This is a genomic window from Rhizobium sp. CAU 1783 (assembly GCF_054551725.1).
Window position 1 is genome coordinate 1 of the sequence record NZ_JBTOLM010000006.1, and the last position, 20,388, is coordinate 20,388.

14 protein-coding genes are annotated in these 20,388 nt (G+C 63.2%); 10 read left to right on the forward strand and 4 right to left on the reverse strand.

The window, feature by feature from the left end; genetic code table 11:
- From ACX93L_RS19815 to ACX93L_RS19825, 3 genes are all read left to right on the forward strand, one after another.
- Positions 1 to 135: fumarylacetoacetate hydrolase family protein (locus ACX93L_RS19815; RefSeq protein WP_459406563.1), on the forward strand; the 135-nt coding region annotated here is incomplete at its 5' end.
- A gap of 28 nt (positions 136 to 163) precedes the next feature.
- Entirely contained in the window at positions 164 to 1,441 is a 1,278-nt protein-coding gene (locus ACX93L_RS19820; protein ID WP_459406434.1) for an L-fuconate dehydratase, read from the forward strand.
- A gap of 306 nt (positions 1,442 to 1,747) precedes the next feature.
- Positions 1,748 to 3,937, forward strand: coding sequence for a methyl-accepting chemotaxis protein (locus ACX93L_RS19825; RefSeq protein WP_459406435.1), 2,190 nt, complete (start codon positions 1,748 to 1,750; stop codon positions 3,935 to 3,937).
- A 2-nt stretch (positions 3,938 to 3,939) separates the two neighbouring features.
- On the opposite strand, the gene ACX93L_RS19830 is transcribed toward ACX93L_RS19825, so the two are convergent.
- Positions 3,940 to 4,584, reverse strand: a complete 645-nt coding sequence (locus ACX93L_RS19830) for a TetR/AcrR family transcriptional regulator (RefSeq protein ID WP_459406436.1) — start codon at positions 4,582 to 4,584, stop codon at positions 3,940 to 3,942.
- A 403-nt stretch (positions 4,585 to 4,987) separates the two neighbouring features.
- Between ACX93L_RS19830 and ACX93L_RS19835 the strand changes: the two genes are divergently transcribed.
- The 6 genes from ACX93L_RS19835 (at position 4,988) to ACX93L_RS19860 (ending at position 15,139) form a co-directional block, all read left to right on the forward strand.
- Positions 4,988 to 6,109 carry a thiolase family protein gene (locus ACX93L_RS19835; RefSeq protein ID WP_459406437.1) on the forward strand — a complete coding sequence of 374 codons (1,122 nt, stop codon included), beginning with the start codon at positions 4,988 to 4,990 and terminating at the stop codon, positions 6,107 to 6,109.
- A gap of 2 nt (positions 6,110 to 6,111) precedes the next feature.
- A complete protein-coding gene (locus ACX93L_RS19840) occupies positions 6,112 to 8,409 on the forward strand; it encodes an FAD-dependent oxidoreductase (RefSeq protein WP_459406438.1) in 2,298 nt (765 codons plus the stop codon).
- Positions 8,410 to 8,433: 24 nt separating this feature from the next.
- Entirely contained in the window at positions 8,434 to 10,197 is a 1,764-nt protein-coding gene (locus tag ACX93L_RS19845) for an acyl-CoA dehydrogenase C-terminal domain-containing protein (protein ID WP_459406439.1), read from the forward strand.
- 28 nt (positions 10,198 to 10,225) lie between these two features.
- A complete protein-coding gene (locus ACX93L_RS19850) occupies positions 10,226 to 11,875 on the forward strand; it encodes a long-chain-fatty-acid--CoA ligase (protein WP_459406440.1) in 1,650 nt (549 codons plus the stop codon).
- A 17-nt stretch (positions 11,876 to 11,892) separates the two neighbouring features.
- Positions 11,893 to 12,390, forward strand: coding sequence for a MaoC family dehydratase (locus ACX93L_RS19855; protein WP_459406441.1), 498 nt, complete (start codon positions 11,893 to 11,895; stop codon positions 12,388 to 12,390).
- A 187-nt stretch (positions 12,391 to 12,577) separates the two neighbouring features.
- On the forward strand, positions 12,578 to 15,139 hold the full coding sequence (locus ACX93L_RS19860; RefSeq protein ID WP_459406442.1) for a GcvT family protein: 2,562 nt from the start codon (positions 12,578 to 12,580) through the stop codon (positions 15,137 to 15,139).
- Positions 15,140 to 15,227: 88 nt separating this feature from the next.
- Here ACX93L_RS19860 and ACX93L_RS19865 read toward each other — a convergent pair whose 3' ends face one another.
- From ACX93L_RS19865 to ACX93L_RS19875, 3 genes are read right to left on the reverse strand one after another with little or no spacing between them, the layout of a single operon-like run.
- Positions 15,228 to 16,703: an aldehyde dehydrogenase family protein gene (locus ACX93L_RS19865; protein ID WP_459406443.1), complete on the reverse strand. Its 1,476-nt coding sequence runs from the start codon at positions 16,701 to 16,703 to the stop codon at positions 15,228 to 15,230.
- Between the two features lie 55 nt (positions 16,704 to 16,758).
- On the reverse strand, positions 16,759 to 18,027 hold the full coding sequence (locus tag ACX93L_RS19870) for a glycosyltransferase (protein ID WP_459406444.1): 1,269 nt from the start codon (positions 18,025 to 18,027) through the stop codon (positions 16,759 to 16,761).
- A gap of 18 nt (positions 18,028 to 18,045) precedes the next feature.
- The gene (locus ACX93L_RS19875) at positions 18,046 to 18,978 is read right to left on the reverse strand and encodes a GntR family transcriptional regulator (protein ID WP_459406445.1); all 933 of its coding nucleotides are present in this window, start codon (positions 18,976 to 18,978) and stop codon (positions 18,046 to 18,048) included.
- Between the two features lie 215 nt (positions 18,979 to 19,193).
- On the opposite strand from ACX93L_RS19875, the gene ACX93L_RS19880 reads away from it, so the two are divergent.
- The gene (locus ACX93L_RS19880) at positions 19,194 to 20,264 is read left to right on the forward strand and encodes a polyamine ABC transporter substrate-binding protein (RefSeq protein ID WP_459406446.1); all 1,071 of its coding nucleotides are present in this window, start codon (positions 19,194 to 19,196) and stop codon (positions 20,262 to 20,264) included.
- The last annotated feature ends 124 nt before the right edge of the window (positions 20,265 to 20,388 follow it).

A 20,388-nucleotide genomic window follows, 5' to 3' on the forward strand; every position in this document is an offset into this window, starting at 1 on the left:
GTCATCTCCACTGGTACGCCCCCCGGCGTCGGAATGGGCATGAAGCCGCCCCGCTACCTCAAAGCCGGCGACACCGTCGAACTCGGAATCCAGGGCCTCGGTGCGCAGAAGCAGACGTTCAGGCAAGACGCGTAAGACAATCGCAGAACCAAGGCATAGACCCATGACCAAAATCACCAGCCTGCGCTCGATCGACCTGCGCTTCCCCACCTCGCAGAGCCTCGACGGCTCGGACGCGATGAACCCGGACCCGGATTATTCGGCGGCCTATGTCGTGCTCGGCACGGACGAGCCGGGTCTGGAAGGCCACGGGCTGACCTTCACCATCGGCCGCGGCAACGAAATCTGCTGCGCAGCGATCGATGCACTGGAGCATCTCGTTGTCGGTCTCGATCTCGACTGGATCAAGGCCAATCCGGGCCGCTTCTGGCGTTTCATCACCGGCGACAGCCAGCTGCGCTGGATCGGCCCGGACAAGGGCGCGATGCATCTCGCGACCGGCGCCGTTGTCAACGCGGTGTGGGATCTGCTTGCAAAGCAGTCCGGCAAGCCGGTGTGGCGGCTGGTTGCCGACATGAGCCCCGAGGAAATCGTATCGATCGTCGACTTCCGTTACCTGACCGATGCGCTGACGCCGGAAGAAGCGCTGGGGATCCTGAAAAAGGCCGAAGCCGGAAAGGCGGCGCGCATCGCCACACTCGAGAAGGAAGGTTATCCCTGTTACACCACCTCGGCCGGCTGGCTCGGCTATGATGACGAGAAATTGCGGCGCCTCTGCCAGGAGGCCGTCGACCAGGGCTTCACCCATATCAAGATGAAGGTCGGCCGTGACCTCGAAGACGACAAGCGCCGTCTCAGGATCGCCCGTGAGGTGATCGGCGACGATCGCTACATGATGATCGACGCCAACCAGGTCTGGGAAGTCGGCCAGGCCATCGACTGGATCAACGAGCTTGCCGTCTACAAGCCGTTCTTCATCGAGGAACCGACGAGCCCCGACGATATCGCCGGTCACAAGGCGATCCGCGAGGCAGTCGCTCCGGTCAAGGTCGCGACCGGCGAAATGTGCCAGAACCGCATCGTCTTCAAGCAGATGATCGCCGGCGGCGCGATCGACATCGTGCAGATCGACTCCTGCCGCATGGGTGGCTTGAACGAAGTGCTGGCGGTGTTGCTGATGGCGGCGAAGTACAACCTTCCGGTCTGGCCGCACGCCGGCGGCGTTGGCCTTTGCGAATATGTCCAGCATCTGTCGATGATCGACTATGTGGCCGTCTCCGGCACGAAGGAAGGCCGCGTGATCGAGTTCGTCGATCACCTGCATGAGCATTTCATCGATCCCTGCCGGATCGAGAACGCCGCCTACATGCCGCCGTCCCTGCCCGGCTTCTCGATCGAGATGAAGCCGGAATCGATCGAGCGCTACCGCTTCGAAGGCTAGAGCATTTCCGGCGAAAAAGGAGTCGCCTTCAATGATCTATCTCTTTGTTTTCACGTAATTCCGGACGCAAAGCCGCTTCACAATTTTGCTGGAATTACTCTGATTACCGACTGTCGGGCGGCTCTTGCGGAGCCGCCCAAAATTCCCCTGGCATCGGCCAGCCAACCCTTGCGCGCTTCGGTTGCGTTCTTTGCGACACAACAAAGACGCCAGGCGCTATACCGTCTACCGACAAGCTCGAACTTCCTTGCCACGGATGAACCGCGGCCGCACGGCATGACGCCGGTATCTTCGGAGCTGTCGTCCATGCGTTTGTCCAATGTTTCGATCACCAAGCGGATTCTGCTTGCGGTCGCCCTTCCCCTGTTTCTCGTCGCCGGGCTCGCCTATGATCGCATCGACAGGAACCTGGAATCCTACCGCCAAGCCACATCGCTGGTGACCGTCAGCGACTACATCGTAGCCGTCGGCGAAACGGTCCATCAGTTGCAGACCGAACGCGGAGAAAGCGCGGGATATCTCGGCAGCAAGCGTCCGGAGGCTCGCGAGCGGCTCGCAAAGGCCCGCACCCGATTCGACGAACTTGCCGTCGCGCTGCAGACTGCAGACACCGTTTACCTCGGCGACGCCGCGAGAAACATCGGACGGCTCCTGCACGAAGACGTTCTGAAGATACGCGGAGAGATAGACAGGGCCGCCGTCACGGTCGCCCAGAGCAATGCGGCCTATGTCGAACTGGTCGGCAGGCTCCTGGCCATCCCGCAATCACTGGCCGACAGCGGCATGGCAGGACAGCTCGGCAACGAGATCGATGCCTACAATCAGCTGTCGCTCGCCAAGGAGTATGCCGGACAGGAGCGCGCACTCGGGAACGGCGTTCTCTCGTCGGGTCAAATCGACGGTGCAACCATCCTGCGGCTCTCCGCTCTTTACGGTGCACAATCCACCCTGCTGGATGGTTTGGGCACAGCCAATCTCACGCCCGAAGCGACCCTTGAAGACATCCGTCCCGACGCGCAGAAGGAGCTCGCCGCGATGCGTTCTCAGCTGCTGGCAGCCGGGGAGCATGCCGACCTTTCAGGCTGGGACGCCGGCCGGTGGTATGCCGCCGCGACAGACCGCATCAACATCATGCGGCAGGTCGAGAAGGAAATCATGTCCAGGATCCGCGAGGATGCCGTCAATCTCGCGCGCCGCGAGACAGCGGCGCTTGTATTCATCGGCTCCATATTGGCGATTGCCGGCTCGTCAGCGCTCATCTTGTCGATCTGGATCGGGCTCGGCGTCGTGCGGCCGATGCAGCGGCTGACGTCTGCGGTGGAAGACCTGGCAAGCGGCAAGGCCGACGTCACTGTCGACTCGATGGACTCGAAAGATGAGACCGGGGCGATGGCACGGGCGGTCGGTCATGCCATCGCGGCCGCGAAGCATAAGGTCGAGCTAGAGCGCATAGAGGACCTGCAACGCGCTGCAGAGCGGCAGGCGGAGGCAGAAAGCGTCGAACGGGAGCGCTCACGGCGGGCTGAAGAACTGGAGCTGGCGCTCGCCGAACTCGGCAAGGGACTTGGGGCGCTCGCCGACGGCAATCTCCAACATCGCATCGAGCAGCCGCTGTCTTCAAGCCTCGAACCGCTGCGGATCGCTTTCAACGCTTCAATGAACACTCTCGAAAGGCTCGTGTCCGTGGCCAGCTCGAATGCCACGTCAATCAACGACGGCTGCAAAAACCTTCAGGGCGCCGCCGACGATCTGGCCCATCGCACGGCCGGTCAGGCTGCGGCCCTCGAGGAGGCGGCTGCTGCGCTGGAAGAAGTCGCAACCGCCGTGAAGATGTCGGCAAGCGGTGCGGAGGAGGCACGATCTGCGGTTGGTACCGCCACCAACGATACAGCGGAGGCGACGCAGATCGTCGCCAATACGGTCTCGGCCATGCGGGAGATCGCGCGATCGTCGGACCAGATCGGACAAATCATCGGCGTGATCGATGAGATCGCCTTCCAGACAAACCTGCTGGCGCTCAATGCCGGTGTGGAGGCGGCCCGCGCCGGTGAGGCCGGCAAGGGGTTTGCCGTGGTTGCCCAGGAGGTTCGCGAACTTGCGCAGCGCTCCGCGGTGGCGGCACGGGAAATCAAGGGACTAGTCGAGCGCTCATCGCGCGACGTGGCCAGCGGCGTGGCGTTGGTCGGACACACGGGTGAGGCGCTTGCCGGCATCGAAACGCATGTGCAGCGGATCAACCAGCAGGTCGAGACCATCGTGCAATCGTCCAGGGAACAGTCGGTTGCGCTCGCGGAAATCAGCGCGACAATCGGTCAGCTCGACCAGATCACGCAGCAAAATGCGGCCATGGTCGAGGAGACCAATGCGGCCACCCAATCCCTTGCCGGGGAAACGGGCAAGCTGCGCGGCCAGCTCGGTGCCTTCCGAACCGACGAGGGGCAGCGCATCGCGAGCCGAGCCAAATCGGCAAACGGGGTCTTTGCGCGCTCAGCATAAAATCATCGCTTGGCCGTCACCCCGTCGGCCTCATGCCGGAAGATGCGTACGATCTGGCGGCCGATCTCTTCCGGCGTCATCCGGCCAGGTCGGTACCAGCCGCTGATGTTGTTGAGCAAGGTGAGCAGCAGCAGGCGATAGACACCGCGGTCAAGCGCTGGATCGAGCGGCAGATCGGCGATCAGCTCGCGAAAGATGTGTTCGAAGGCGTCGCGCTTCTCCACAAGCCGACTGCGGATCTCTGCCGGCGCCGAGGCAAAGTCGTTCATCAGTGGCATGGTCAGCGAATCGGGGTCGAGCTGGATTTCCATCATGGTGACACAGGCCGCCTCAAGCCTTGCCCAGGGATCATCGATGCCAGCCATGGCCGCTCTGATCCGGTCCTCGGCCACCTGCAAGGCGAGATCGTGGATACGGACGAACAGTGCTTCCTTCGACTTGATGTAGTGATAAAGCGAGCCGCCAAGCAGGCCGACACGCTCACCGATGTCGCGCACCGAGGTCGCAGCATAGCCGCGCTCGGCAAAGAGAAGGGCAGCAGCCTCCAAGATATCCCGGTGACGCTCGCTGAGATCGCTCTGCGCCAACGCTCCGCCGAGCCTGCTCTGCAGCGGGCGCGTCTTGTCCTGGCCGTCCCCTTCAGTCATTGGCTCTCCCGGCGTTTCTTGTTGTGCACGATCACATCTCGTCAACGCTATTAGCGCAGACCGGCGTTTTTCCCAAACGGCGAATTCCGGCCGGATCGAGGCATCCAAAATTTCGCACTTGCGAACTGTAACAATCGTTTGATACATATCGTCTCCTGTTGGAGGACGAACGATTGATCGGATGGTCTCAGGCAATTGCACAAAGTGGTGAAACGGCCGCTCGCTTCTGGGAGATGGCAGCGGGACGTGACCGTTTGGCTGCAAGGCGTCCGTCCGCCGCACGGCAGGATCGGCACCTCATTCCGATTTGAAGCCCTTCCGGGCCAACCAGAGATCATCATCGGCAAGCGGCGCCTCCGCGAGATGGGCGACGGCGACAGACGAGAACAGGAAAGAAATGACCATGACCGCAATCTATATCGTCGATTACCTGCGCAGCCCCTTTGCGCCCGCCTATCGCGGCGCGCTTGCCGGCGTTCGTCCGGATGATCTCGCAGCCGCCGTCATCAAGGCGCTGGTTGGCCGCTCCGGCATCGACCCTTCCGAACTCGAAGACGTGAACCTCGGCTGCGCCTTTGCCGAAGGCGAACAGGGCCTCAACATCGCCCGCTGCGCGGCGCTGATCGCCGGACTTCCTCAAACTGTCGGCGGCTCCACCGTCAACCGCTGGTGCGGTTCCTCGATGCAGGCAATCCAGATGGCGGCCGGCGCAATCGCCATGGGCGCGGGCGACGCCTTCGTCGCGGGCGGCGTGGAAAGCATGAGCCGCGTGCCGATGATGGGGTTCAACCCCATGCCGAACCCGGCCTGGAGCGACGCCCAGCGCATCGCCTTCCTCAACATGGGGCTGACGGCCGAGAACCTCGCCGACCGCTACGGCGTCTCGCGCGAGGAACAGGACGCCTATTCTCTGGAGAGCCAGAAAAAGGCGCTCGCCGCCCGTGCAGATGGCCGGCTGGCCGCAGAGATCGCTCCCATCGGCGATGTCACCGCCGATGGCTGCCCGCGCGACACCGATGCCGAAAAGCTCGCCGGCCTCAAGACCGCCTTCAAGGCCGGCGGCTCGGTCACCGCCGGTAATTCCTCGCCGCTCACCGACGGCGCATCCGCGACGCTGGTCTGCTCGGAGGACTTCGTTAAGCGCCATAACCTTAAGCCCCTCGCCCGCATCTCGGGATATGCGATTTCCGGCTGCGCGCCCGAGATCATGGGCATTGGCCCGGTCGAGGCGAGCCGCAAGGCGCTGAAACGCGCCGGCATTTCCGCCGCCGATCTCGACGTGATCGAGATGAACGAGGCCTTCGCCGTGCAGGTTCTCTCCTGCTGCCGCGACCTCGACATCGATCCCACCCGCCTCAACCGCGACGGCGGCGCAATCGCGCTCGGCCATCCGTTGGGTGCGACCGGCGCCCGCCTTGTTGGCAAGGCGTCGCTGCTCCTGAAGCGCGACGGCGGACGCCATGCGCTCGCCACCCAGTGCATCGGCGGCGGTCAGGGCATCGCCATGGTTCTGGAGGCCGCGTAATCATGGCTGAGATCAGAAAGGCCGCCGTCATCGGCGCGGGCGTCATGGGTTCGGGCATCGCCGCCCATCTCGCCAATGCAGGGCTGGACGTGGTGCTGCTCGACATGGAGAAGAAGTTCGCCGACGGCGGCGTCGCCCGCCAGCTCAAGGCCAACGGCTTCATGGACCCGGCATTCGCGAGCCGCATCACCACCGGCTCGACGAAGGACGACCTGGCGCTGATCGCCGACGCCGACTGGATCGTCGAGGCTGTCGCGGAAAAGCTGGAGATCAAGCAGACGCTCTACCGCGCCATCGACGGCGTCAGGAAGAAGGGTTCGATCGTATCTTCCAACACTTCGACCATTCCGCTGCATTCGCTGGTCGATGGTCTGCCGGAAGGTTTCGCCGCCGACTTCCTCATCACGCATTTCTTCAATCCGCCGCGCATCATGCGGCTCCTGGAACTCGTCTCGGGCAAGGCAACCAAGCCCGAAGTGACCGCGACGATCCGTGGCTTCGCGGATCGCGGCCTCGGCAAGAGCGTGGTCGTCTGCAAGGACACGCCCGGCTTCATCGGCAACCGCATCGGCAATTACTGGATGGTGGTGGCGCAGAACGAGGCCATCGAACTCGGCCTCGATGTCGAGGAGGCCGACGCCATCATCGGCAAACCCTTCGGTATTCCCTCCACCGGCATCTTCGGCCTGCTGGATCTCGTTGGCATCGACCTGATGCCAACGATTCTGCGCAGCCTGCAGAATGCGACGCCGGAAGGCGACGCGGTGAAGGATTACGACGCCGAACCGGCGCTGATCGCCCGCATGATCGCGGAAAATCGTCTCGGCCGCAAAAGCGGCGCGGGCTTCGTGCGGCTTTCGCCCGACCGCAAGTCGCGCGACGTGACCGACCTGAAAACCGGCGACTACCGGCCGCAGAAGGCGGTTTCCTCCGAGAGCCTCGATGCCTCGGGCGGCGATCCGCGCGCACTGATGGAGCATGCCGGCCTAGGCGGCCGCTATGCCTCGGTCGTCATGGAAAAGGCGCTTGCCTATGCCGCGTCGCTGGTGCCGGATATCGCCGACACGCCGGATGCCGTGGATGAGGCGATGCGCACCGGCTACGGCTGGAAGCAGGGTCCGTTCGAACTGATCGACCGGCTTGGCGCAGGCTGGCTGAAGGCGCGGCTCGAAGCGCGCGGCGTTACTGTCCCCGCCTACCTCTCGCTTGCTGCCGAAAAAGGCGGCTTCTATTCGGTCGTCAACAGCAGGCGCGCCAACCTCCTGCCTGGCGGCACGGTCGAACCGATTGCCAAGGGTGACGGCGTGCTGCTCATTTCCGACCTCAAGCTCGCCGGCAAGCCGGTCGAGGACTGGGGCGCGGCAAGCCTCTGGGATCTCGGCGACGGCGTCGCCTGCCTCGAATTCCGCACCAAGATGAACACCTACAATCCCGCTTTGCTCGACGCCATCAACAAGGCTGTCGAACGCACAGCGAAGGATTTCAAGGCACTGGTGATCGGCAGCGATGCCGCCGTGTTCAGCGCGGGCGCCGACCTGCGCGTCTTCCTCGACACGGTGGAAAAGGGCGGCCGCCAGGCGTTGGGCGCCTTCATCGACCATGGCCACCGCACCTTCAAGGCGGTGAAATATGCCCCCTTCCCGGTGGTTGGTGCTGCAGCCGGGCTGGCGCTCGGCGGTGGCTGCGAGATCCTCCTGCATTGCGACGCGATCCAGGCCCATGCGGAGCTTTCCATCGGCCTCGTCGAAACCCGCATCGGCGTCGTACCAGGCTGGGGCGGCTGCAAGGAAATGATGCTGCGCTTCTCGGCATCGACCGCCGCGCTGCGCGGACCGGTCGCGCCGGCGATTGCCGCCTTCAACCTGATCGCGCCCGCCAGGGTTTCGGCCAGCGCCTTCGATGCCCGCAATCTCGGCTTCCTGAAGGCCACCGACGGTATCACCATGAACCGCAGCCGGCTGATCGCCGACGCCAAGGCAAAGGCGCTTTCGCTCGCCGAAGGCTATGTCGCGCCGGAACCGCCTGACATCGCCATGTCTGGCCCATCGGGGGCTTCCGCGATCCACAACATCATCGAAGGCGAAGCGCTCGCCGGTCGGGCCACCACGCATGACGGGGTAGTCGGGCGCGCGCTTGCCAATGTTCTGACCGGTGGTCCTTCCGCCGATCCGCTGAAACCGCTCACGGAAGACGATGTGCTCGCGCTGGAGCGCGAGGCCTTCGTCGACCTGCTCGCAACACCCGCAACCGTGGACCGCGTCAAGCACATGCTTTCGACCGGCAAACCGCTGCGCAACTGAACAAGAAGAGGCAAGGAAACTCCCATGGCTGGCTATATCCCTCCCGTCGACGACATCTCCTTCCTGCTCGGCGAGGTCTTCGACTTCGACGCGCAGATGGCCGCCCTTCCCGGCTTTGAAGAGGTCAATACCGAACTCGCAGCAAGCGTCATGGAGGAAGGCGGCAAGTTCTGCGCCGAGATCCTCGAACCGCTCAACCGCCCCGGCGACGAGGAAGGCTGCAAGCTGGAAAACGGGCTGGTGACGACGCCGAAGGGCGTCGCCGACGCTTACAAGGCGTTCGTCGAGGCCGGCTGGGGCGGGCTGTCGGGCGATCCGGAATTCGGCGGACAGGGCCTGCCGCGCGTGCTGCAGATCCTGCTGGACGAGATGCTGTCTTCCGCCAACCTCTCCTTCGGCCTGTTTCCGGGCCTGACTCGCGGTGCGGTGGAGGCGATCGCGCACCATGCGAGCGACGAGCTGAAGCAGACATATCTGCCGAAGATGATCTCCGGCGAATGGACGGGGGCGATGGCGCTCACTGAATCCTCAGCCGGCACCGATCTCGGCCTGCTGACCACCCGCGCCGAGCCGGTGGGCGACGGCTCCTACGCCATCAAGGGCACCAAGATCTTCATTTCCTCCGGCGACCAGGATTTCGGTGGCAACATCGTGCATCTGGTGCTGGCCCGCCTGCCCGACGCGCCGAAGGGCGTGAAGGGCATCAGCCTGTTCCTGTCGCCCAAGTTCCTCGTCAAGGAAGACGGCTCGCTCGGCGAGCGCAACCGCATGTCGGTCGGCTCGCTGGAGCACAAGATGGGCATTCACGCCCAGCCGACCTGCGTGATGAACTATGACGGCGCCATCGGCTGGCTGGTCGGCGAACCCGGCCGCGGCCTCAACGCCATGTTCACGATGATGAATGCCGAACGCCTGTTCGTCGGCATTCAGGGGCTCGGCATCGGCGAGGCCGCCAACCAGAAGGCCGTCGCCTACGCCCGCGAGCGCCTGCAGGGCCGTTCCGTCGACGGTGCGCGCGGCCCCGTGCCGATCATCGAGCATGCCGATGTGCGCAAGATGCTGCTGACCGGCCGGTCGCTGACCGAGGCCGGCCGCGCTCTTGCCATCTGGACCGCCTTGCAGATGGATATCGCCGCCCGCCATCCCGATCCGGAGGCTCGTCGCAAGGCCGATGGTCTCGTGGCACTCCTGACGCCGGTGGTGAAGGCCGCCTTCACCGATTTCGGCTTCGAGATCGCCGTCCAGTCGCAGCAGGTGTTCGGTGGCCACGGCTATATCCGCGAATGGGGCATGGAGCAGTATGTGCGCGATGCCCGCATCGCCCAGATCTATGAGGGCACCAACGGCGTGCAGGCCATGGACCTCGTCGGCCGCAAGCTGCCGATGGAAAACGGCGCCGTAGCGCGCGGCTTCTTCGCGCTGGTGCGCGATGATCTCTCGGCAACGAAGGGTTCGGCCGAACTGGAGACGGTGAAGATCTCCGTCATTGAGGCTCTTGCCCGGCTCGAGAAACTGACGGAAGACTTGCTGGCCAAGGGCGCTGATCCGGTGGAGGCCGGAGCGAGCGCCACCGACTACCTGCGCTTCTTCGCGCTGGTGAGCTTTGGCTGGCTCTGGGTGCGCATGGCCGAAAAAGCCTCGGCCGATGCAACGTCGCCGCTGAAACAGCGCAAACTCGCGCTTGCCCGCTTCTTCGCGGCCCGCCTGCTGCCGCAGACCGCGGCGCTCGACGCGGCGATCCGCGCCGGCGCCGCCGATATCATGGCGCTCGACGCCGACCTGTTCTGATCGAAGTTTATCCCGGGAGGAGAAGACCATGCTTGGCATGATGATGAATGCACCGCTGCTCGTGTCGTCGATCCTGCGTCATGCAGCGACCTATCACGGCAGCACGGAAGTGGTTTCGAAGACCGTTGAAGGCCCCATCCATCGCTACACTTATGCGGATCTTTCGAAGCGCAGCCAGAAGCTCGCCAACGCGCTCAAGAAGCTCGGCCTTGAGCATGGCGACCGGGTGGGCACGCTCGCCTGGAACGGCTACCGCCACATGGAGCTTTACTACGGCGTATCAGGCTCGGGCTTCGTGTGCCACACGATCAACCCGCGCCTCTTCCGCGAGCAGATCGGCTACATCATCGAACATGCCGACGACAGCGTGCTGTTCTCCGACCTCACCTTCCTGCCGATCCTCGAAGCGTTGGCAGACCGGTTGGCGCCGCTGAAGGCCGTCGTCATGATGACCGACGAGGCGCACATGCCGAAGTCGGAGGTGCTACCGAACCTCGTCTGCTACGAGACGCTGATCGCAGACGAGTCGGACGAATTCGAATGGCCGGTGTTCGACGAGAACACCGCGTCCGGCCTGTGCTACACCTCGGGCACCACAGGCGACCCGAAGGGCGTGCTCTACAGCCACCGCTCCAGCGTGCTGCATGCCATGGCGATCAGCTTCATGGATGTGCTCAGCCTTTCGGCCAATGACGCGGTGGTGCCGGTCGTGCCGATGTTCCACGTCAATGCCTGGGGTCTGCCGTTCGCGGCGCCGATGGTCGGGGCAAAGCTCGTCATGCCCGGCCCGAACCTCGATGGCGCAAGCCTGCATTCGCTGTTCGAAGGCGAAGGCGTGACCGCGACCGCGGGCGTGCCGACGGTCTGGCTCGGCCTGCTCGACTGGATGGATGCCCATGGCCAGAAGTTTTCGAGCCTGAAGCGCGTCGCCATCGGCGGCTCGGCCACGCCGCCGATCATGATCAGCCGTTTCCACAACATGGGCGTCACGGTTCGCCATGCCTGGGGCATGACGGAAACGAGCCCGATCGGGCTTGCGGCGACGCTCCTCCCCAAGCACGAAAAGCTTTCGGCCGAACAGAGGCTCATGCTTGAGTCCAAGCAGGGCCGCCCGCTGTTCGGCATGGAGTTCCGCATTGACGGCAGCGACGGGAAGCCGGTGGCACGCGACGGCAAGGCCTTCGGCGCCATGCTGGTGCGCGGCCCGTGGGTCGCGGCCGGTTACTACAATACCGAAAAGAGCCCGGCGCATGCCGTCGAAGGCTGGTTCGACACAGGCGACGTCGTCACCATGGACGAGGACGGCTTCGTGCAGATCGTCGACCGCACCAAGGACGTGGTGAAATCCGGCGGCGAATGGATCAGCTCCATCGAACTGGAAAACATCGCGCAGGCCCATCCGGCGATCAAGGAAGCGGCGGTGGTTGCCGCTCCCGACGCCCGCTGGGGCGAGCGTCCCGTCCTCGTGGTGGTGGTGAAGCCCGGCCAGACGTTTACCCGCCACGACATGCTCGATGTCTATACCGGCAAGATCTCCAAGTGGAGCATTCCCGACGACGTCATCATCGTCGAGGAACTGCCGCACACGGCAACCGGCAAGCTGCTCAAGACCGCGATCCGCCAGATCGTTCTCGACGAGTACGCCAAGCGTTCGCCGGACGCGGTACTGGGCGGCTGAAACCGGAACCGGAAGTCATGAGTGCCATCACACAGGGCAAAAGGCTCTATCTCGAAGATCTTGTGATCGGACAGCGCTTCTTGAGCGCTGCCCACATCCTCGAACGCGACGAGATCCTGGACTTTGCGGCCCGCTATGACCCGCAGTTCTTCCATCTCGACGAGGAACTGGCCCAGGAAAGCCTGTTCGGCGGGCTCGCCGCGAGCGGATGGCACACCGCCGCGACGACCATGCGATTGCTGGTGGGAAGCCTTCCTCTCGCAGGCGGGCTGATCGGGGCCGGCGGCGAGATCGCCTGGCCGAAGGCGACACGACCCGGCGATCGCATTCATGTCGAAAGCGAGGTGGTGACCATCGCCCCTTCGCGCTCCCGGCCGGAACGAGGCCTCGTTACCTTTCGCAGCCAGACAATCAATCAGGACGGCGAGATCGTTCAGGTCTTCACGCCGAAAATCATCGTCTGGCGCCGGGGAGCAGCAGCGTCGGACGTGGCAATCCCCGCCTCGGAACGGTAACGGCCGCAAGGTGGCCATCGATGCCTTGACGAAGGCCAGTTTGGCCTTCCTCCCGCTTCCTCGCCGGTCAGGTTTCCGACCTTCTCGGATTCTGGTCGTGCTGCATTCCTAGAATGTCGCAAAAAGGCTTCTGTTCCGCGATTGCAGGCCCTAGAGTCCGGCCCGGTTCCAAATCGAGGGTGCAGTTATGGCAGAATTTCCGAACAAGGCGAAGGTGGTCATCATCGGGCTGGGTGGCATCGTCGGTGCCTCCATCGCCCACCATCTGATCGAACGCGGCTGGGACGATATCGTCGGCATCGACAAGTCCGGCATCCCGACCGACATCGGCTCCACGGCCCATGCTTCCGACTTCTGCTACACGACCAGCCACGATTACCTGTCGGTCTGGACGACGCAGTACTCGATCGATTTCTACGAGAAGATGGGCCACTATGCCCGCATCGGCGGTCTTGAAGTCGCACGCACCGGCGACGACGCCTGGATGGAAGAAATCAAGCGCAAGGCGACCTCTGCCAAGGCCTTCGGCACCCGCGCACGCCTGATCGAGCCGACCGAGATCAAGGAAAAGTTCCCGCTGATCGAGGAAGACATGGTCCAGGGCGGCCTTTGGGACCCGGATGCCGGTCTCGTCATTCCGCGGAGCCAGACGGTTGCCGGCAAATTGGTCGATGCCGCCGAGAAGAGCGGCAAGCTGACGATGTTCGGCAACACGCCGGCCACCGCGCTGATCGTCGAGGGCGGCCGCATCAAGGGTGTCGTCACCCACCGCGGCACCATCATGGCCGACCACGTCATCGTCTGCGCCGGTATCTGGGGCCGCCTGATCGCCGAAATGGTCGGCGAAGACCTGCCGGTCATGCCGGTCGACCACCCGCTTACTTTCTTCGGTCCGTACAACGAGTTCGAAGGCACCGGCAAGGAAATCGGCTTCCCGCTGCTGCGCGACCAGGGCAACTCAGCCTATATGCGCGACACGGGCGACCCGAAGACCACCGAAGGTGGCCAAATCGAGTGGGGCTATTACGAAACCGACAATCCGCGCCTCTGCCATCCGCGTGACATTCTCGAAAAGAACGAGGCTCGTCTCTCGCCGTCGCAGCGCGACCTGGAAATGGAGCAGATCCTCGAACCACTCGAGCGCGCCATCGAACTGACGCCGATCCTCGGCGAGCTCGGCTACAATGAGAGCCACTCCTTCAACGGCCTGCTGCAGGTTTCCGCCGCCGGCGGCCCGTCCTGCGGCGAAAGCCAGAAGGTCCGTGGCCTGTGGTATTGCGTCGCCATCTGGGTCAAGGACGGTCCCGGCTACGGCAAGCTGATCGCCGACTGGATGACCGACGGCCGCACCGAAATCGACCACAACTCGATCGACTATGCCCGCTTCTACCCGCACCAGCTGACGGAAGACTTCATCCACGGCCGCACCTACGAGGCCGCGCAGAAGATCTACTTCCCGGCCGTGCACACCCGCGAGCCTTATGCGACCGGCCGCAACATCAAGCGTTCGCCGTTCTACGAGCGCGAAGTCGAGCTCGGCGGCTATTTCATGGAACTCGGCGGCTGGGAACGTGCCCATGGCTACAAGGCCAACGAGCATCTTCTGGAAAAGTACGGCGATCGCGTTCCGGTCCGTGAAAACGAGTGGGACAGCCGCCACTTCTGGCGCGTTTCGAATGCCGAGCATCTGGCGATGAGCGAAGATTGCGGCATCGTCAACCTTTCCCACTTCCACATGGTCGACATCGAAGGTCCCGACCACGTCGAACTGCTCGAATGGCTCTGCGCCGCGAAGATCGGTGGCGACGCGAACATCGGCAAGGGCATCTACACCCACTTCCTCGACGACGAAGGCATGGTGCGGGCCGACTTCACGGTCTTCCGCATGGCCGACCGCTGCCGCCTCGTGAACGGTGCCGACGCCGGTCCGCGCGACTTCCATTACATGAAGCGTGTGGCCGAGGACCGCGGCCTCGACGTCACGATCACCGACGTCTCGGAGAAGTACATCACCATCGGCATCTGGGGTCCGAACGCCCGCGACACGCTGAAGAAGGCTGTCGCCGATCCTGCGGGCCTCGATCAGGAAAACTTCGCCTTTGCGGCGATCAAGCAGATCGAGATCGCCAGCAAGCCGGTCACGGCCTTCCGCATCTCCTATGTCGGCGAACAGGGCTGGGAACTGCACATGAAGTACGAGGACGGCCTGGCCGTCTGGGATGCGCTTCGTGCCACCGGCGTCATGGCCTTCGGCGTCGAGACCTATGCGAACTCGCGCCGCATGGAAAAGAGCCTTCGCCTGCAGAACGCCGACCTGCTCACCCAGTATAACCTGATCGAGGCGGATCTCGCCCGTCCGAAGGTCAAGGACGCCGATTTCCGCGGCAAGGCCAAGCACCTCGAGTACAAGGCCCGCGAACACCAGCCGGCCATGCTGTGCACCCTCGTCATGACGGAAAACACGGATGCGAAGGGCGTGAAGCGCTATCCGGTCGGATCGCTCCCGGTTCTCGATCCGGAAACCGGCAAGCAGCTCGTCGATTCGCTCGGCCGTCTTTCCTACACGACGTCGATCGCCTACGGTCCGACCATCGGCAAGAACATCGCGCTCGCCTATCTGCCCTGGGAATTTTGCCAGGTCGGCCGCAAGCTGAATGTCGAGTATTTTGCCGAGACCTATCCGGTCGAGGTCGCCGGCGTCGGCTACAAGCCGCTCTACGACCCGGAAAACCTGAAGCCGCGCAGCTGATCAGCTTTCCGCCTACAGCCAATCGAAAGGGCGCCCGACCAGCCAGTCGGGCGCCCTTTTCCTTGGGCCCGTTCGTACAGAGGTGGCGCTACTTGATATACCAGCCCCACGGCTCCTCGCTGTTGAACGAGGTGATCTGCTTCGTCTCGAGATAGTTCGAAAGCCCCCAGCGGCCGAGTTCGCGGCCGATCCCCGACTGCTTGTAGCCACCCCAGGGTGCCTCGGTGAACGTCGGTTGCGAGCAGTTGATCCAGACGATTCCGGCACGGAAGGCCCGGGCGACGCGCTCGCAGCGCGCCTTGTCCTTCGACATGACGGCGGCGGCCAAGCCGAACCTGCTGTCATTGGCCATGCGGATCGCGTCGGCCTCCTCCCTGAACGTCTTGACACAGACCACAGGGCCGAAAATCTCTTCACGCCAGACGAAGTTGTCTTCGTTCATGTCGGTGAGGATGGTCGGCTCGAGGAAATAGCCGGTGTCGAGGCCGGCCGGGCGCTTACCGCCAAAAGCGACCTTGGCGCCTTCGGTGCGGCCGCGCTCGATCATGCCAAGAACCTTTTCATACTGGCCTTTGGAAACCAGCGGACCGAGCAGCGTTCCGTCACCCAGACCGTCGCCGATCCTGATCTTTGCGGTCTCGGCAACCAGCCGCTCCATCAGCACCGGATAGAGGCTCTCCTCGACCAGCACGCGGGAAGTGGCCGAGCAGACCTGCCCCTGGTTCCAGAAAATGCCGAACATGATCCATTCGACCGCCTTTTCGATATCGCTGTCGGCAAAGACGATGAAGGGCGACTTGCCGCCGAGTTCGAGGCTGACATTCTTGATGTCGCGGGCCGCCGCCGCCATGATCCTGGCACCGGTCGGAACCGACCCGGTAAAGGCGAGTTTGTCGACACCCGGATGCTCGGACAGCGGCTGGCCGGCATCGAGGCCAAAACCGGTGACGACATTGAGGACGCCGGCCGGCAGGCCGACTTCTTCGGCAATGCCGGCAAGTTCCAGCGCCGTCAACGGCGTGAGTTCGGATGGCTTCAGCACCATGGTGCAGCCGGCGGCCAGTGCCGGCGCGACCTTCCAGGAGGCCATCAGCAGCGGATAGTTCCACGGAATGATCGCACCGGCGACGCCGATCGGCTCACGCACCACCTTGGACGAGAAACGCGGCTCGGCCAGTGCGATGACTTCCTCCGGGTTGCGCTCCAGTTCCTCCGCGAGATCGGCATAGTAGGAGAAGCAGCCGGCGGTGTCCTCGATGTCCCAGACGGCCTCGGGCAAGGGCTTGCCGTTGTCGATCACTTCCAGGCGCCCAAGCTCATGCTTGCGTTCGTTGAGCCTTGCGGCAATCGCACGCAGATATTTCGCCCGCTCGCTCCCGCTGAGTTTCGGCCACGGGCCGGTGTCGAAGGCGCGCCTTGCGGCTAGGACTGCCAGGTCGATGTCCTCGGCCGTTCCGGCGGGTGCGTGGTGGATGACCTCTTCCGTTGCCGGATTGACGACCGGGAACGTGCCTCCCCTGACAGGCGACACCCATTGACCATCGATGAAAAGCTTCTGCTTCATGATTTCCCCTTCTTGGCTTTTGTTTTCGGCATCCGCGGCAGGGTCGGGCACCCGCTCAGCCGGTCACCTTCAGGATCGCTTCGGCGGCGCGTGTTGCCCCGGAGAAGGCCTGCATCTTGCGGGCATTGTCCTTGAGACGCGCCTGCATCGCCCGGTCGGACAGCAGGCTCCGAATGACGTCGGAGAGCTCGTCGGGCGCCCAGTCATACCGGTCGAGCCGTTTGCCGACGCCGGCCTCCTCGGCGCGGCGCGCATTGTCGTGACCATCCCAGCAATAGGGCAGGACCAGCGACGGCACGCCGAAATACAGCGCCTCGCAGAAGCTGTTGTTGCCGCCGTGATGGATGAAGAGGCTCGACTGCTCGACGACCGACGGCTGGGGAAACCAGCTGTCGATGAACACGTTGTCCGGCACCTGGATGTATTCGTCCCGCCAGTGGCCCGCGTTGACGAGAAAGCGGTAAGGCAGGCTGGCGAAAACGTCGATCATCCGTCGCAGCATGTCGACATCCATGGCGCCAAGCGATCCGAAGCTGGTCAGCACCAGTTCGGCGTCGTTGTGGCTGGCAAAACGCGGCGCCTGGTAGGGCGTCTCGTGCCGGACGCAGCCATCGAGGAAGACGAAACGTTCAGGATCGAGCGGCACCGCGCGAGGATGACGGATGATCTCCGGAGCGAGCAGCAGATTGAGATCCGGCGAAGCGTCGAGGAAAAGCGGTGCGGGCGGCGGCTTCAATCCGCATTCGGCGAGAAAAGTCGAAAAGCGTTTGTGCGACGCCGCAGTGATCTTCTCATAGGTCGCGGAAAAGGCCTTCCACTCCGAATCGGGCGTCCCGCCAAGACCCGAGAGATAAGGCGGAACGAGCGGGTCCGGGATTTCCGTCTCGGCGCAGGATACGACGCGGATCCAAGGGACGCCGGCCGTCGCGATCGCCGGGAACATCACCACGTTGTCGAGCACGATCGCATCAGGCTTCAAACGGGCAAGTAGCTGGCGCAAAGGCTCCTCGACACCGATCGCCGTCTCGACGATGGCGTCCCAGGTCGGGCCGACATAGGTGGTCAGCTGTTCGAAAGGCGACTGACGGAAGGCATCCTGATGCCGGCTGATGAAATCGTTCCAGTCCGTCGTCTGGGCCGGGCCACTCTCCCCGAGCTGGTACTCGGCAAAGCCGTATTCGGCGAACACGCCGCTGAACCCCGGATGACAGATGAAGACCGGGCGGGCACCGAGCCGGCGCAGTTCCTGCGCGATGCCGACACAGTTGAGTGCGGCGCCGTAGCTGGCTTCAGGGAACAGGGCGATGGTCTTCGAAGGTGCCATGGAATTGTATTTGCTGACTTATCGCGAAACGAGCTTGAAGGCGGGAGGAACGCCGCGGCCGGCCAGACGAGGCCGGAGCGATTGCGAAAGCTGTATATGCACACGCATCAGATCGGCGGCAAGCTCCATCTGGCCGCGCTCGATCTGCTCGAGAATCTGGATATGCTCGAGGTTGGACTGCATCAGCCGGTAAGTGTTCACGTGACCGGCAGCAGCCGTAGCACGGCGCCTGCGATGGTGGTTGGCGAGCGCCTCGGCCATGAAGGGATTTCCGCAGCCGCGCGCGACCAGCATGTGAAAGTCGAAATCTGTCCGCTCGAACAGTTTGCGGTCGAAATCGCCCTCGCTCATGCTCCTGAGGATCAGCATGGATTGGCGAAGAGACGTCAGCGCCGGCAGGTCGCGGCGGAATTCAGGCAAGGTGAGCGCCAGGGGTTCGGTTGCAAGCCGGTATTCGTAGGACTTGGCGACCGCGTCGGCGCCCAGCGCGAACTGCTTGAGCAGCCATTGCTGGCCTGCGCCGCGCTCGGCGAGATTGTCCTCGGAGAGTTTTTGTAGCGCGTTTTGTACCGTCTGGCGCGATACGTCATAACGCCGCTGGAGACCTGCGACCGTTTGTGCTTCGGCGATCCGCCCGGCGGAAAGATCCCGCAGGATCGCACCGTAGATTTCCGTTTCCCCGTCATTCTCGCCGACATCGTCGAGCCGCGGCAGGGCGACAGGATCGACCGCGAGCAGAAAACCGCCTTCGGTATCCGCGGTCACCAATTCGCGCTCGGCCAGCACCTGAAGCGCCTTTCGCACCGGCGTTCTCGACACATTGCAGTGCGAAGCGAGCGCCTGCTCGGCGAGTCGCTCGCCCGGCGACATGCCGCGCTCGCTGGCGAAATCCAGTATTCTTTGCGCCAATTCCACATGGCGGTGATGAATGCGTCCCGGCTCTGTCACCATGCTTCACCTGTCCCTCACAAAGGCCGCATGCTGGCCTTTGTGGCGTCGTTTCGCAAGTCTTTCGAGTGCGATTTTGGCACCAGTTCAGAAAATGTAAAATCCCTATTGACGTATTTTTTTTATAAATAATACTGGCGACCAACGGCGACACGAGATCGGACCACCGACGCTTCGCCGAATGAGGTTGGAACAATCATCAAAAAGGGGAGAGATCCGTGCGAACCAAGAGCGGATACTTCAAGACCAATGCCTTTGCCGTGAAACTGCTCGCAGCGACCATGCTTGCCGGCACCGCCGGTGCGGCCAATGCTGCCGATCTCGTCATCTCGAACTGGGATGGCTACATGGCGAAGGATATCGCCGAAACTTTCAAGGCCGCGACCGGCCTGGAGATCGAGGTGGTCAACCACGCCACCAACGAGGAAATCATGGGAAAGCTGATGGCGAGCCAGGGCAAGGGCTATGACGTCGTCTTCGTCTCCTCTCCCTTCGCCGAGATCCTGAACCATCAGGGCCTCGTTGAGCCGCTCGACGGCGCCGCCATTCCCAACCTCGCCAATCTCTACCCCGAAGCGGCGAACCTCGCCTACGACCCGGGCAACACCTATTCCGTGCCCTACACCTGGGGCACGACGGGCCTTTGCTATCGCTCCGACCTGGTGAAGACCGCGCCGGACAGCTGGATGAACCTGCTCAAGCCGTCCGACGATATCAAGGGCAAGACCACGATGCTGGCAACCGACCGCTGGCTGATGGCTGCGGGTGAACTGGCAAAGGGCTATTCGGTCAACGAAGCGGATCCGGCCAAGATTACCGAGGTCAAGGATCTCCTCATCGAGGCGAAGAAGACACTTCTCGCCTATGACGACACTACCTTCTACTCCAAGCTGGTATCCGGCGAAGCCTCGCTGGTGCATGCGTGGGACGGCTGGTGCAACTACGGCATCACCGAGAACAAGGACATCAAGTTCGTCGTGCCGAAGGAAGGCTCGGATCTCTGGGTCGACACCATCGTCGTCATGAAGAATTCGGAGAAAAAGGATGCGGCGATGAAGTTCATCAACTTCATCCTCGACGCCTCCAACCATGCCTGGGCAGCCGAGAACATCCTCTACAAGGTGCCCAACAGGGCCGCCATGGAGAGCCTCGACAAGGCCCTGCTCGAGCAATACCCCAACATGGCGATGACGCCGGCCGAACTGACCAAGTACGAACTGCTGCGCGATCTCGGCGCCGCACAGAAGGACTATTCTCGCGCCGTCAGCGAGATCAAGGCCGCCAACTAAGGCTGCAGTCGAAGAGACCCGCACACTGCAAGACGATGGGGGAGATGTCGGTCTCCCTCATCGGCACCTCTTTGGCTGCCAAGTCTCGTTTTCGGCGGCCAAGGCAAACCCATCGCCTGGAACC